The 14053-nt window shown below is 63.7% G+C and carries 12 protein-coding genes and 1 pseudogene; 7 read left to right on the top strand and 6 right to left on the bottom strand.

Translation table 11 applies throughout. The features are described 5' to 3' along the window. Positions 1-26: 26 nt before the first annotated feature. On the bottom strand, positions 27-896 hold the full coding sequence (locus ACQUSY_RS11810; RefSeq protein WP_428904695.1) for an acyl-CoA thioesterase: 870 nt from the start codon (positions 894-896) through the stop codon (positions 27-29). Positions 897-997: 101 nt separating this feature from the next. On the opposite strand from ACQUSY_RS11810, the gene ACQUSY_RS11805 reads away from it, so the two are divergent. Beyond that, entirely contained in the window at positions 998-1672 is a 675-nt protein-coding gene (locus tag ACQUSY_RS11805) for a DUF8185 domain-containing protein (protein WP_428904673.1), read from the top strand. Here ACQUSY_RS11805 and ACQUSY_RS11800 read toward each other — a convergent pair. Then, entirely contained in the window at positions 1669-3339 is a 1671-nt protein-coding gene (locus tag ACQUSY_RS11800; protein ID WP_428904672.1) for an FAD-binding dehydrogenase, read from the bottom strand. The two genes, ACQUSY_RS11805 and ACQUSY_RS11800, sit on opposite strands and share 4 nt — an antisense overlap. A gap of 208 nt (positions 3340-3547) precedes the next feature. On the opposite strand from ACQUSY_RS11800, the pseudogene tdh reads away from it, so the two are divergent. Both tdh and ACQUSY_RS11790 read left to right on the top strand, forming a co-directional pair. Continuing rightward, positions 3548-4590: pseudogene (gene tdh, locus ACQUSY_RS11795) on the top strand (L-threonine 3-dehydrogenase). A 2-nt stretch (positions 4591-4592) separates the two neighbouring features. Further along, a complete protein-coding gene (locus tag ACQUSY_RS11790) occupies positions 4593-5777 on the top strand; it encodes a glycine C-acetyltransferase (protein ID WP_428904671.1) in 1185 nt (394 codons plus the stop codon). 57 nt (positions 5778-5834) lie between these two features. Here the strand turns inward: ACQUSY_RS11790 and ACQUSY_RS11785 are convergent, their stop codons facing one another. From ACQUSY_RS11785 to pepN, 3 genes are all read right to left on the bottom strand, one after another. After that, positions 5835-6302, bottom strand: a complete 468-nt coding sequence (locus ACQUSY_RS11785; protein ID WP_428904670.1) for a globin — start codon at positions 6300-6302, stop codon at positions 5835-5837. Next, the gene (locus tag ACQUSY_RS11780) at positions 6299-7462 is read right to left on the bottom strand and encodes a mechanosensitive ion channel domain-containing protein (RefSeq protein ID WP_428904669.1); all 1164 of its coding nucleotides are present in this window, start codon (positions 7460-7462) and stop codon (positions 6299-6301) included. Before ACQUSY_RS11780 ends, ACQUSY_RS11785 begins: the two co-directional genes overlap by 4 nt. Positions 7463-7564: 102 nt before the next feature. Further along, the gene (pepN, locus tag ACQUSY_RS11775; protein WP_428904668.1) at positions 7565-10111 is read right to left on the bottom strand and encodes an aminopeptidase N; all 2547 of its coding nucleotides are present in this window, start codon (positions 10109-10111) and stop codon (positions 7565-7567) included. Between the two features lie 170 nt (positions 10112-10281). Here pepN and ACQUSY_RS11770 point away from each other — a divergent pair, with 170 nt between their 5' ends. From ACQUSY_RS11770 to ACQUSY_RS11755, 4 genes are read left to right on the top strand one after another with little or no spacing between them, the layout of a single operon-like run. Beyond that, positions 10282-10767 carry a ribose-5-phosphate isomerase gene (locus tag ACQUSY_RS11770; RefSeq protein WP_428904667.1) on the top strand — a complete coding sequence of 162 codons (486 nt, stop codon included), beginning with the start codon at positions 10282-10284 and terminating at the stop codon, positions 10765-10767. Then, positions 10767-11762, top strand: a complete 996-nt coding sequence (locus ACQUSY_RS11765; protein ID WP_428904666.1) for an Fpg/Nei family DNA glycosylase — start codon at positions 10767-10769, stop codon at positions 11760-11762. Before ACQUSY_RS11770 ends, ACQUSY_RS11765 begins: the two co-directional genes overlap by 1 nt. Positions 11763-11770: 8 nt before the next feature. Further along, positions 11771-12412 (top strand): FMN-binding negative transcriptional regulator, encoded by a 642-nt coding sequence (locus ACQUSY_RS11760; protein WP_428904665.1) that lies wholly within the window; start codon positions 11771-11773, stop codon positions 12410-12412. Then, a complete protein-coding gene (locus tag ACQUSY_RS11755) occupies positions 12409-13896 on the top strand; it encodes an amidohydrolase (RefSeq protein ID WP_428904664.1) in 1488 nt (495 codons plus the stop codon). The genes ACQUSY_RS11760 and ACQUSY_RS11755 overlap by 4 nt, the downstream gene beginning before the upstream one ends. Positions 13897-13968: 72 nt before the next feature. On the opposite strand, the gene ACQUSY_RS11750 is transcribed toward ACQUSY_RS11755, so the two are convergent. Beyond that, positions 13969-14053, bottom strand: an 85-nt coding sequence (locus tag ACQUSY_RS11750; RefSeq protein ID WP_428903460.1) for an IS3 family transposase, incomplete at its 5' end; no start/stop codon positions are given.

The following is a 14053-nucleotide window of genomic DNA, read 5'->3' as shown; positions in this document are numbered from 1 at the left end:
ATGACAGCGCCTCTTTTTCGTGCCGTTTAGCTCCAGGTGATGCCCGGAGTGTCTTCTGGCACCCGAATCATGATCTCCTGCGCCACGGAGGCGACGAGAGCGCCTTCACGGTTGTAGATGCGGCCCTGCGCGAGCCCGCGGCTATTGATCGCGTTGGGGGAGTTCTGCACGTACAGCAGCCACTCGTCAACGCGGGCGTCGCGGTGCCACCACATGGCGTGGTCGAGGCTCGCGACCTTCAGTCCCTTGGTGATCCACGGCACGCCGTGCGCACGCAACACCGAGTCTTGAATCGAGGTGTCGCTCAAGAACGCGAGTCCGGCGCGGTGGAGCCACGGGTCATCGGGGAGGCGCTTGCGGGTCTTCACCCACACCGCGTTCGTCGCGGTACGCTCACCGGTCACGGAAATCTGAATGGGGCTCGTGACATACCGTTGCTCCAACGGCGTTGCCATGAAGAAGTCGTTCCACCCGGGGCCCAGTTGCGCTGCCAGCTCCTCCATAGAGTTCGGCAAATCTTCGGGGTCGGGAATGCCCTCGGGCATGGGGTCCTGGTGCTCGACACCGCGGGTTTCATCTTGGAACGACGAGATCATGGAGAAGATCGGAACGCCCTCTTGGAACGCCTGCACGCGGCGGGTGGAGAAAGAGCGTCCGTCGTGAATGCGGTCGACCGACAGCGTGACGTTGTTCGTGGCGTCACCGGCGCGCAAAAAGTACCCGTGCATCGAGTGCACGTGGCGGGTGTCGGGCAGCGTGCGCGACGCGGCCACAATCGCTTGCGCGAGGACCTGGCCGCCGTAGATACGCCCGTGCGGCATGGGGAGGGTCTTGCCGGTGAAGATGTCTTCGGTCGTACGCGCCGACATATCGGTGAGGTCGAGCGCTTCAACCATCGCGGTTACCGGATCGTTCGCGGGTGGGGGATTATTCGTCACGCGTCTCCTTAAGCATCGATCCCGCCCTTGGGGTGAGACCGTCTTGATAGTTTAGAGGGGTGGCCCAGCAACTCTCACTCGTCGACGCCGCCTCGGCACAAGATCTCCTGACTTTCGCGGGCCGTGCCGCGCGTGTGGGCGCTGACGGCGTGCGCCTGGCCGCACGCAACGGTGTCATGACGGTTCAGACAGCGACTCTCTCTGCACAGGGCCTCCTTGATGCGACACCAACCGTCTTGGGCATGCGGGTCATGGCGGTTGATCCCGAGCTCGTGTGCGACTTCGTCGTGGCGCCCGAGGGGCTCACCGAGGGCACCAACCCTGAAGACATCACGCTGCCGGAGAGCGCGCTCAACGCCGCGTGGGCCGGCATTGCGCCACCACCGACCGGATGGGAATACCTCGGCGAAGTATCGCCCTTCACGATGCGCATTCTCGCAACCGAAGGCATCGCGGACGTCGCTGACCTGGTTCCGGCTGACTCCGGCGAAGACGTCGTCCGTAAGGTGCGCGCTGCCGTGTGGGGGCCGTTGACCGACAAGCTCTTTGACGCGCCCAAGGGCGTCGCCTTCACCGCAGATGCGCTCGGCTTTCTGCGCGACGACGACCCGATCCAGGTGTTCCGCAACGAACGCTGGACGCGCTTCACCATGTCACGCGGCCACGTGCTGAGCCGCGGCCCGGCACGCATGGGACTCACGCCCGTCCGCGCGACCGGCGCCGCAACGGCCTAGCGGCTGGCCTCGGCAGCTGCGCGCCCGGCCTGGCGGCCCGAGAACAAGCAACCGCCGACAAACGTGCCCTCGAGGGCGCGGTAGCCGTGCACGCCGCCACCGCCGAAGCCGCTCGCTTCGCCCGCGGCATACAGGCCCGGGATCGGGTCACCGTCGGCAGCCAGGGCCTGACCATTGAGATCAGTCTCAATGCCGCCGAGCGACTTGCGTGTCAGAATGTGCAGCTTCACCGCGATCATCGGGCCCGCAGCCGGGTCTTGTAACCGGTGCGGCGCCGCCGTGCGAATCAGCTTGTCGCCTCGATATGCGCGCGTCGCTCGCAGCATCGCGATCTGCGAGTCTTTCGTGAAGTCGTTCGCCATTTCGCGGTCACGTGCCTCAACTTCAGCACTGACGCGGGCAGGGTCGAGCGCATCGCCGCCGGGCAACGCCTGCATGCCCGCCACGAGTCGCTCCAGGGTCGTCTCAACGACGAAGTCAGCGCCCTGGTCCATGAACGCTTGCACGGGGCCGGTCGCGCCCTTCGCGAGTCGCGACTTCAGCAACAGGCTGAGGTCTTTGCCGGTCAGATCGGGGTTCTGCTCCGAGCCGCTGAGCGCGAACTCCTTCTCGATGATCGACTGTGACAGCACGAACCAGCTGTGGTCGTGACCCGTCTGTCGCAAGTGTGCGAGGGTTCCGAGGGTGTCAAAGCCGGGGTAGAGCGGAACCGGAAGGCGCTTGCCGGTAGCGTCTAGCCACAGCGAAGATGGGCCGGGCAGAATGCGGATGCCGTGCGTCGGCCAGACGGGGTTCCAGTTCTGAATGCCCTCGACGTAGTGCCACATGCGGTCGGAGTTGATGAGATGGGCACCGGCGGTGGCGGAGACATCGTGCATGGAACCATCAACGTACGCGGGTACGCCGGTGATCATCTGCTGGGGTGGTGTGCCGAGACTCGCCGGCCAATGACGACGTACTAGGTCATGGTTGCCGCCGATACCGCCGGACGCGACGACGGTGGCTCGCGCTTCGATTTCGAACTGACCCACCACGTCACGGTTCGTAGCGAGACCACGCTCGGCGTCGGAGTTCAGGAGCACGTTGCCGCGGGCACCGGTGACTGCGCCGTTGGTCGTTACCAATTCGGTGACCTTGTGGCGGGGGAGGATCGTCAATAGGCCATCGGCCTCGCCTTCCTGTGCCGCAGCTTCGAACGGCGCCACGATGCCGGGGCCGGTGCCCCACGTGATGTGAAAGCGCGGCACGGAGTTGCCGGGCCCGAGCGCACCGTAGCCACCGCGCTCCGCCCAGCCGACGACGGGGAAGAACCCGACGCCCAGCGACTTCAGCCAAGCGCGCTTTTCGCCGGCGGCAAACTGCAGGTACGCCTCAGCCCATGCCCGCGGCCACTGGTCTTCCGCGCGGTCGAAAGCCGCGGTTCCGAACCAGTCTTGACGGGCAAGCTCGAGCGAGTCCTTGATTCCCATACGGCGCTGCTCGGGGGAGTCGACGAAGAAGAGTCCACCGAACGACCACCAGGCTTGCCCACCGAGATTAGAGAGCGGTTCTTGGTCAATGATCGTGACACGGCGGCGTTGCAAGAGCGCTTCGCGGGCCGCCACGAGGCCGGATAAACCCCAGCCAATAACGAGGACATCGGTCTGATGGATGCGTGCGTCGGGCACTGCGCCTCCTCTTTGAGTCGAACCGTGAACCACGGGTGCTGATGTTGACGTTATCGCGACCTTGTCGCCATGGCACCAATTGACACCCCGATCTCGTGTCGGGACCTCCGTCGCGTCGCGGCCCGCAGGAATACGATTGAACGAGGTGCGACGCCGATCCGGCACCGTGCGCACCATCTCCCCATTTAGCTCTCAAGAAGAGGTAGCAATGAAGGCCCTTCGTAAAACCGCGCCCGGCGCTGGTTTCGAGCTTCTCGACATTCCGGAACCCGAAGTAGGTCCGGCCGACGTGAAGATTCGGGTGCTTCGCACCGGAATCTGCGGAACCGACCTGCACATCCTGAAGTGGGATGACTGGGCGGCAGAAAATATCGCCGCGCCGCTCACCGCCGGCCACGAATTCGCCGGCGAGGTCGTCGAAGTCGGCCCTCTCGTGCACGACATTCAGATCGGTGACCTGGTTTCTGGCGAGGGGCACATCGTGTGTGGCATGTGCCGTAACTGCCGCGCGGGTCGTGCCCACATGTGCATTCGTACAAAGGGTGTCGGCCTGCACCGCGACGGCGCCTTCGCCGAATTCATCGTGATCCCTGGCAAGAACGTGTGGGTGCACCGCACCGCCATCGACCCGAACATCGCGGCGATCTTTGACCCGCTCGGCAACGCGGTGCACACCGCGCTCAAGTTCGGCGTGGTCGGCGAAGATGTGCTTGTCACGGGCTGTGGCCCCATCGGCCTGATGTCGATCGCCGTGGCCCGCCACGTGGGCGCGCGGTTCATCACCGCGACCGATGTTTCGCCCGCGCGCCTCGAAATGGCCCTCGCTATGGGTGCCGACGCGGCCGTCAACGTTGCCAACGACCGCGTGAAAGACACGCAGAAGTCGCTGGGCATGCGTGAAGGCTTTGATGTCGGGTTCGAGATGTCAGGCTCGCCCGCCGCACTGCAGGAAATGATCGACAACATGAACCACGTGCCCGCATTTCGATGCTCGGCCTGCCGTCGTCGCCGTTCCCCATCGACTGGGGCAAGGTCGTCACGCACATGCTGACGCTGCAGGGCATTTACGGTCGCGAAATGTTCGAGACCTGGAACTCGATGAGCGCGATGCTGCAGACCAGCGACGTGCTGCGCGATCGCATCGCCTCCATCATCACCGAGCAGTTCCCCGCATCCGAATGGCAGGCCGGCTTCGATGCCGCGGCCTCCGGCGGCGTGGGCAAGGTCATCCTCGACTGGACGGAAATCTAAACATGTACACCTCAGTTCGCGATCAGTTCCGTGCCGAGCTCGATGACATCGAGGCAGCTGGCCTCACGAAGCACGAGCGTGGTATCCGCGGCCCGCAGGGCGCCACGGTCGATGTCAATGGTTCCGCCGTTCTCAACTTCTGCGCCAACAACTACCTGGGCCTCGCCAATGACCCGCGCATCGTCGCGGCCGCGCGTGCCGGCCTCGACGAGTGGGGCTACGGCCTCGCGAGTGTCCGCTTCATTTGTGGCACGCAAGAGCAGCACTTGGCTCTCGAAGCGAAGCTCAGCTCGTTCCTCGGCTACGACGACACGATCCTGTTCTCGTCGTGCTTCGACGCTAACGGCGGCGTGTTTGAATCGTTGTTCGGCGCTGAAGACGCCATCATTTCGGACGAGCTGAACCACGCGTCGATCATCGACGGCATTCGCCTGTCGAAGGCACAGCGCTTGCGCTACAAGAACCGCGACATGGCTGACCTTGAGGCGCAGTTGCAGCAGGCCTCGACGGCACGTCGCAAGGTCATCGTCACCGACGGCGTGTTCTCGATGGACGGCTACATTGCTCCGCTCGCCGAGATCTGCGACCTCGCTGACAAGTACGACGCCCTGGTTTTCGTTGACGACTCGCACGCCGTGGGGTTCGTCGGAACCCATGGTCGCGGAACGCCGGAATACTGCGGTGTTGAGGGTCGCATTGACATCACGACCGGAACCTTCGGTAAGGCTCTCGGAGGAGCCTCGGGTGGGTACGTTTCGGCTCGTCAGGAGATCGTCGACCTGCTGCGTCAGAAGGCGCGCCCGTACCTGTTCTCGAACACCCTCGCACCGTCGATTGTGGCCGGAACCATGACGGCGCTGGATCTGCTGGCGGAGTCGGGTGAACTTCGCGAGACGCTCGTGCACAACGCAGAGCGCTTCCGCACAGCGATGGCTGACGCTGGCTTTGACCTACTCCCCGGCGAGCACGCGATTGTGCCGGTCATGTTCGGCGACGCCGTCGTGACGGCAAAGATCGCCGCGGCTCTCCAAGAGCGCGGTGTTTACGTCACAGCGTTCAGCTTCCCCGTGGTTCCGCGTGGTGCTGCGCGTATCCGTGTGCAGCTCTCCGCCGCACACACCGACGACGAGATCGACCGTTGCGTTGCTGCCTTCGTGGCGGCGCGCGACGACGTGCTCGGCGCGTAACTCACGACAGAGTAATCCCCCGGGAGCCATTGAGCACCCGGGGGATTTCTCGTGGGTTTAGTTGCCCGGAACGAGGCCGCCGAGTGAGCCGGGTTCGCGGTCTCCAGCGATGGGCCCGATGGTTGCCGCCGGGGTGGGCTCGAACGTGTTGATCATGGCGTGCGCTGCACGGGAGAAGTAATCCCACATCATTTCGTCGTGCATGGGGGAGAGCTGTACCTCGTCCATGGCGGAACGCATGTGCTGAAGCCAGCGGTCGCGGGCGTCAGGATTTACATGAAACGGGATGTGCCGCATGCGCAGCCGCGGGTGACCGCGGGTTTCGCTATAGGTCGTGGGGCCGCCCCAGTACTGCTCAAGGAACATGCGGAGGCGCTCGGCGGCGGGGCCGAGGTCTTCCTCCGGGTACATCGGCTTCAGCACGTTGTCTTGGGCCACACCGCGGTAGAACGCGTCAACGAGGCGCTGGAAGGTGTCGTGGCCACCGACCTGATCGAAGAAGCTTACGGTGGTGTCGTCGGTCATTCTGTTCCGTCCTGCGGGGGGTCGTGGCGCTCAGCGGGCGGTGAAGCGGGGCGCTGAGGCGTGGCCTTCGGGTCGGCCGTCGGATTGGGCTTCGTGATAGGCAGTTGCTCCGTCGTGCCGGCTGCCTTGTCTTTCTTGCGAGCCCGCCAGGTCGGGCGGGCCTTACCGGTGGGAGCAACGGGCGTCGGTCGCGTCTTGGGCGGGTTCGCGCCACGAACCCGCTGCGCACCATTCGCGCCCTCGAGGAGAACGGTGCCGAGCGCGGGCATCGTGACATCCATGTCGGTCATCGCGAGCTGCAGGCGGCGCATCAGCTCTTGGGCAACGTCGTCACGGGCACCCGAACGCGTGCGTATCACGAGGCGCAGCACTTGCACATCGTCGGCGATGGACTCGAGCCCCCATGTCTCTGGGCGCTCAAGAATGCGCGAGCGCCACTTCGGGTCTTTCATCAGTTCGGTTGCCACGTCGAGCATGCGCGCTTCGACCGCGTCGGTGTCGTCATTAATGCCGATCGATAGGTCGACAACAACACGAGCCCAGCCCATCGACATGTTGCCGATGCGGAGCACCTCGCCGTTGCGCACGTACCAGAGCGTGCCGTTGACGTCGCGTACGTGAGTGACGCGCACACTGACATGCTCGACCACGCCGGTGGCGAGCCCGAGATCAACGACGTCGCCGATACCGAGCTGGTCGCCAGCAACGATGAAGATGCCGTTCAAGACGTCACGCACAATGTTCTGGGCGCCGAAGCCAAGACCGGCACCGACAGCGGCCGTCAGCAGCGTGAGCGAGCCGAGAATGTCGGGGTTGAGTCTCTGCACGATCAGTATCGTGGCGACGATGAAGATCGTGACGTTGACGATACCGTGCATAATCGTGCCGAGGGTGCGGGTACGCTGCACGACGCGCATGGCGACGACGGGGGAACGGTCGAGCGCTTGCGTGTCGTCGACGTTCGCTTTTGTTTTTGCGCCGCTCACGATGTGTCGAACAACGCGCCTAATGACGATTCTCAGAAGCCACGCGACGAGAAGCGACACCACGATGATGACCGCGATCCAGAGGAGGTTTCCCCCAGCCTCAGTGAGCCATAAGCCGAGCTTGCCCCAGAAATCTGTGGGCGCGGGTGCGGGGTCTGCGAATGGCAGGATCATGGCTTCAGTCTACCGAGCGACCCTTTGCCTGGCCTGGAAGCAACGTGTTGAGAAATGACGAAGGGGCTGACCGCGTGGACAGCCCCTTCGCACAGACGAGTATTACTCGGCGTCACGCTCCTGTACGGAGAGTGCGCGCTCGACGCCGGCCAGGTTCTCCTGAACCAGACGACGCAGGGCCGGGGAAGCCGCCGCGTTCTCCTTGAGCCACGTGCGCGTTGCCGTAAGCAGTTCAGCGTTCGCGAGTGCAGACGGGTAGAGGCCCGTGATCAGGTAGTTCGCGATTTGGTACGTGCGCGACTCCCAGATCGGCGTCAGGCTCTCGAAGTACGCCGGGATGAAAGCGGTGAGGTCATCGCGCGTCGACGGGTTGTTGAAGCCGAGAGCTGCCGCACGCACGATCGTGTTCGGCAGGTCAGCGTTGGCAACCAGCGAATCCCAAGCGGCCCGCTTGGCATCGTGGCCCGGCAGCGAAGCCTTGGCCTGAGCTGCAAACTCGCCACCCTTTGCGGTGTTGTCCGCGGCGAGTGCCTCATCGATCGCGGCAGCGTCAACGGCGCCGCCCGAAGCGAGAGCGACAAGAAGCGCCCACGACAGGTCCGTGTCGATCTCGAGACCCTCGAATGCAATCGCACCAGAGCGAATCTGGGCGACACGAGCGACCTGCTCTGGCGTTGCCGCAGCCGACGCCGTCGCCTGCACAAACTGCAACTGGTTGTCAGAACCCGCCTCAGCTGCCTGCGCAAGCTCAAACAGGCCATCGGCAACGCGAGCACGCGTGGCGTCGCGGTCAGCGGGTGCCACGTAGCTGTTTGCGGTGAGCTGGAGCTGCTGCAGTGTCGTACGAATCGTGGTCGACTCCGTCTCGCGCCCGATGTTCTTCAGCACGAGGTCGATGTAGTCGCTAGCGGCAGACTCGGCGTCGCGCGTCATGTCCCACGCGGCACCCCACACAAGCGAGCGAGCCAGCGGGTCGCGGATCTCACCGAGGTGGTCAATCGCGGTCTTCAGCGAACGCTCGTCGAGACGAATCTTCGCGTACGCGAGGTCCTTGTCGTTGAGCAGCACGAGGTCTGGCTGCGCGAGACCCTTGAGCTCTTCAACGTCGGTGCGGTCGCCGTCAACGTCAAGTTCGGCGTAGTGAACCCGCTCGAGGCCCTCGGCGGTCAGGTCGTAGAAGCCAACGCCGAGGCGGTGCGGACGAATCGTGGGGTAGTCAGCCGGAGCCGTCTGCGTAATCGCAAAGCGGGTGATGGTTCCGGTGCTGTTCGTCTCTACCAGCGGCGTCAGCGTGTTGACGCCAGCCGTCTCGAGCCACTTCTTCGCCCACGTTGTGAGCTCGCGACCGCTCGTGGCCTCGAGCTCGGTGAGCAGGTCAGAGAGCTCGGTGTTGGAGTACTCATACTTCTTGAAGTACGAAGCAACGCCGGCGAAGAAGGCGTCAATACCCACCCAAGCGGCGAGCTGCTTGAGCACCGATCCGCCCTTGGCGTAGGTGATGCCATCGAAATTCACCTGTACGTCTTCGAGGTCATTGATCTCCGCAACGATCGGGTGCGTCGACGGCAGCTGGTCCTGGCGGTACGCCCAGGTCTTCTCCATCGCGTTAAACGTGGTCCACGCCTCGGTCCACTCAGTGGCTTCGGCAGTTGCAATGGTCGACGCCCACTCGGCGAACGACTCGTTCAGCCACAGGTCGTTCCACCACTTCATGGTGACGAGGTCGCCGAACCACATGTGTGCCAGCTCGTGCAGGATCGTGACAACGCGACGCTCCTTGATGGCGTCGGTGACCTTGGAACGGAACACGTACGTTTCGGTGAACGTGACCGCGCCAATGTTTTCCATCGCACCGGCGTTGAACTCGGGCACGAACAGCTGGTCGTACTTCGCGAACGGGTACGGGTAATCAAACTTTTCCTCGAAGTACGCGAAGCCTTCGCGCGTCTTCTCGAAGATGTAGTCAGCGTCCATGTGCTGCCACAGCGACTTGCGGGCGAAAACGCCGAGCGGAATGACGCGGCCATCGGCGTTGGTCAACTCCGAGTACGTGGCCTCATAGGGGCCAGCAACCAGGGCGGTGATGTATGACGACATCTTCGGCGTGGGCTCGAAAGCCCACGTTGCAACGCCCTCACCGGCGGCAACCGGCTCCGGCGTGGGGGAGTTGGAGACAACCTTCCAGGCCGCAGGCGCGGTCACGGTGAAGGCGAAAACGGCCTTCAGGTCAGGCTGCTCGAAAACAGCGAACATGCGACGGGAGTCCGGAACCTCGAACTGCGAATAGAGGTACACTTCGTTGTCGACGGGGTCGACAAAACGGTGCAAGCCCTCACCCGTGTTGGTGTACAGGCAGTCGGCCACAATGCGCAGCTCGTTGTCTGCCGCCAGGCCCTCAAGCGCGATGCGCGAGTCAGCAAATGCCGTGGCCGGGTCGATCGAGACGCCGTTGAGCGTGATCTCTAAGACCTCGCGCGCAATCAGATCGATGAAGGTCGAGGCACCTTGGGTTGCGGTGAAGCGCACCACGCTCGTGGAGCGGAAGACTTCAGCTCCGGTGGTGAGGTCGAGGGTGACGTCGTACGACTGCGTGTCGACGATCGCGCGGCGTTCTTGGGCTTCGGTCCGTGTGAGGTTCTCTCCAGGCACTGAATGACTCCCGAGTAGTTGATGAATGAGGGGGAACGAGTCATTTCTGCTCGCAGCACCGACGCTGCTGGCGACGGCACCAAAATGCCAGCCTACGCCAGCGGCACGATTCCCGCGGGAAAGACCGGCCAACGGGTTCAGCGTGCGGGGAGAATGAATAGACTTGACCAATGCGCATCCACATCGCCACCGACCACGCCGGCCTCGACTTTTCGACTCAGTTGCAGGAGCACCTGCGGAGCATCGGTCACGACGTGATCGACCACGGTCCGATCGAGTATGACGCCGCTGACGATTACCCGGCCTTCTGTATTCGTGCGGCTCAGGGCGTCGTTGCAGACCAGCAGGCCGGCGTCGAAGCTCTCGGCGTCGTCTTTGGTGGTTCCGGCAATGGCGAACAGATCGCCGCGAATAAGGTTAAAGGCGTGCGCGCGGCCCTGGTGTGGAACCTCTCCACGGCAGAACTCGCGCGCGAGCACAACAACGCCAACGTTGTTTCGATCGGTGCCCGCCAGCACTCATTCGAAGAGGTTGTCTCCTTCATCGAGCTTTTCATCAACACGCCGTTCCCGGGTGACGAGCGCCATGTGCGCCGCATTGCGCAGATCGCCGACTTCGAACGCGACGGTTCGCTACTTCCCGACCCCCGCGCGTAATGCCCGAGGGTCACTCCGTTCACCGCATTGCGCGGCAGATTGAGCGCAATTTCGTCGGCAGCATCGTCACAGCCTCGAGCCCCCAGGGGCGTTTTGCTCAGGGGGCATCGTTGCTGAACGGCCGCACGTTAAAAACGGCAAAAGCCGTCGGCAAGCAAATGTTTGTCGAGTTTGACAACGACCTGTGGCTGCGCGTGCACCTCGGCCTGTACGGCGCGTGGGACTTCGCCGGCGAGATTCTGATGGACGCCACCATCGCCTCCGCAAACGGTCGCATGGGGCAGACAAATCAGAAGGGCACTGATTCGGCGATTTTTGACGACGCCGGCGAAAACTCGCTCGCCTCGATCGGCGCACCGCGCAAAACGCGCGTCAACGTGCGCATGAGCGAGCAGACCAAGGGGCTCGGTAACGACGAGCTAGCCGAGTGGCCGCCGCCGATTGTCGGCACCGTGCGGCTGCGCCTCCTCACCGACTCAGTCTGTGCCGACCTCCGCGGACCGACCGCGTGCGAGATTCAAACGCCCGATGAGGTTGCCGCCTCGATCGCGAAGCTCGGCCCGGACCCATTGGTCGGAGACACCGTCGAGGGCGAAGAGCGATTTGTCGCCGCGGTGAAGCGCCGCAATGTCGCCATCGGTCAATTGCTCATGGACCAGAGCATCGTGAGCGGCATCGGCAACGTATATCGCGCCGAAATGCTGTTTCGTGCCGCTCTCAACCCGCACACGCCGGGCAAGGCCGTGCGTGAAGACACGCTGCGTGCCATGTGGCGCGACTGGGTGAATCTCTTGAGCATCGGCGTCGAGACCGGTCAAATGATGACGATGGACGATCTCGACCCCGAGGCGTATCGTCGAGCGATGGCACATCGCGATGACCGCCACTGGGTTTACCACCGTGCCGGGCTCCCGTGCCGCGAATGTGGCACCGAGATCGTGCTCGAAGAGATGCAGGCGCGCAAGTTGTACTGGTGCCCGAGCTGCCAGGCCTGAGGAGAATCATGCGTCAGAACCCCAGCTTCACGATGACCGACGTCGCCGAACTACGCCGTCTCATCGCACGCAATCCGTGGGCAACCCTCGTTAGCGCAACCGATGACGGCATCGTCGCTTCACACTATGCGATTCTGCTCGATGACGAACGCGATGACCTCACGCTTGTGGGCCACGTCGGCAAGCCCGACGACATGCTGCACGGACTCGGCCAGCGCGAACTGACCCTGATCTTCCAGGGCCCCCACGGTTACATCACGCCACGCTGGTACGGCGACGTCCAGGCTGTTCCGACCTGGAACTACGTCGCCGTACACCTCACGGGCGTGCCTGAAATCCTCAGCACCGAAGAAAACCTGGTGGTGCTCGACAAACTCGTCACGCACTTCGAAAACGCAGAACCCGACCCGCGCCTGATGTGGCAGGCACCGAATGATGAGGCCTTTGTGACGCGGTTGGAACGCGGAACCATGGGGTTCCGGCTTACGCCGACAAAGATTGTTGCGAAGCGAAAGCTGAGCCAGAACAAGCCCGACGAGGCGGTCGACACGATCATCGCCGAGCTCACGGGTTCTGGCGCGTATGCAAACCCGGAGCTGGCAGCAGAAATGAAGCGCGCCCACGACGCACTGCGCGGAGCTCGCTCGTGATTGCGCTGGGTGCCCGCCCCGTTGCGGTACGCAACGTGCGCATTGCCGGGCCCACCCGCCAGTACGTGCCGTTCGACGATGTCTGCGACGTCGTTATGCAGAACGGCAAGATCGTTGACTTCTCGCCGGTCGGCGCACTCAAGCACAACGGCGCGGTGTGGGACGCGGAAGGTTCCTGGGTCATGCCCGGCCTCTGGGATCACCACATTCATTCCACGCCGACAGCTCTCGCCTCGATGCGCACGGACGTCTTCGCGGCGACCTCCGCACAGGAGGCTGCCGACATCATGAGCATGGTGGCGCCAGCCGCCGACGGTCGTCGCATCGGCGTGCGCATGCGCGATGGCCTGTGGGCAGAGCGCCCCACGCTTGCACTTCTTGACGAGACCAATGGTTCCGTCCCCACCTATGCCATCAATATGGACCTGCACAGTGTCTGGATGAACTCCGCCGCCTTCCTCCGCGAAGGAATCCCGGCGACGCCCTCAGGCATCGTGCGGGAAGAGGTGGCGTTTGAAGTGAGTCGACGCCTCGGCGACCTCGATACCGAAGTGCTTGACGCGGCCGTTTCGGAGGTCGCCGATCGGGCCGCTTCACGCGGTGTCGTCGGCATGATCGACTACGACTTCGGCTGGAACCTCACACCGTGGGTGCGTCGTGCTGCTGATGGCTTCGACGCGGTGCGCGTGCAGTTTGGGGTGTACCCACAAGATCTGGCGCGTGCGATTGCACACGGTCTCGCTACGGGCGACGTCATTGACGAACTCGGACTCATCACGGTGGGCTCGCTCAAAGCGATTTCTGACGGATCGCTCGGCACCCGTACCGCCGCATGCTCGCATCCTTACCCCGATCACACCTCCGGGCTGTTGGCTATTGCTCCGGAAGAACTTGTTGAGCTCATGACGACGGCGACCGGTGCCGGTTTTGCGTGTGCGATCCACGCGATCGGTGACGTGGCAAACTCCCATGCCCTCGATGCCTTCCAGACGACGGGTGCATGGGGATCCATCGAGCACGCCCAGCTGGTGTCGCGTGTTGACCTCCCGCGGTTTGCACGTGCGGGAGTGGCGGCGAGTGTGCAACCGACGCACGCCGTTGATGACCGTGACCTCGCCGATCGCGAATGGGCCCAGCAGCCGGGCGCGGCGTACCCCCTTCGTTCGCTGCACGATGCGGGCGCGAACCTGCTCTTTGGTTCCGATTCTCCGGTCGCACCCCTGGACCCGTGGCTCGCCATTGCCAATGCTGTTGAGCGCACGGCTGACGACCGTGAAGCCTGGCTCGGGCACGAGCGCCTCGACGTCGCGACCGCGTTGGCGGCCTCCGTCAGCGGATCCCAGCACGAGCCGCTCATGGATATCGGTGCGCCCGCCGACCTGGTGTTCTGCGCCCAAGACCCGTACGCGGCACAGGGTGCGGAGCTGCGGCACATGACGGTCAACGCGACGCTCCTTGAGGGCCGCTTCACGCACCTCGGTTAGTCAACCAACGAAAAGAGCGGGCGCCCTCCGGAGTGAACTGCTCCCCGGAAGTTGGACAACTTAATTAAAGCATTACGCTGCGAGGGCATGAGCGCGATATTCCATTGGGCTCATGCCCTCGAGCGTGAGTGAGACACGTTCGGTGTTGTACCAGGCG

Source organism: Microbacterium daqui, from assembly GCF_050408675.1.
Classification (GTDB): Bacteria; Actinomycetota; Actinomycetes; order Actinomycetales; family Microbacteriaceae; genus Microbacterium.
This window is presented reverse-complemented; position numbering and strand designations above follow the sequence as displayed.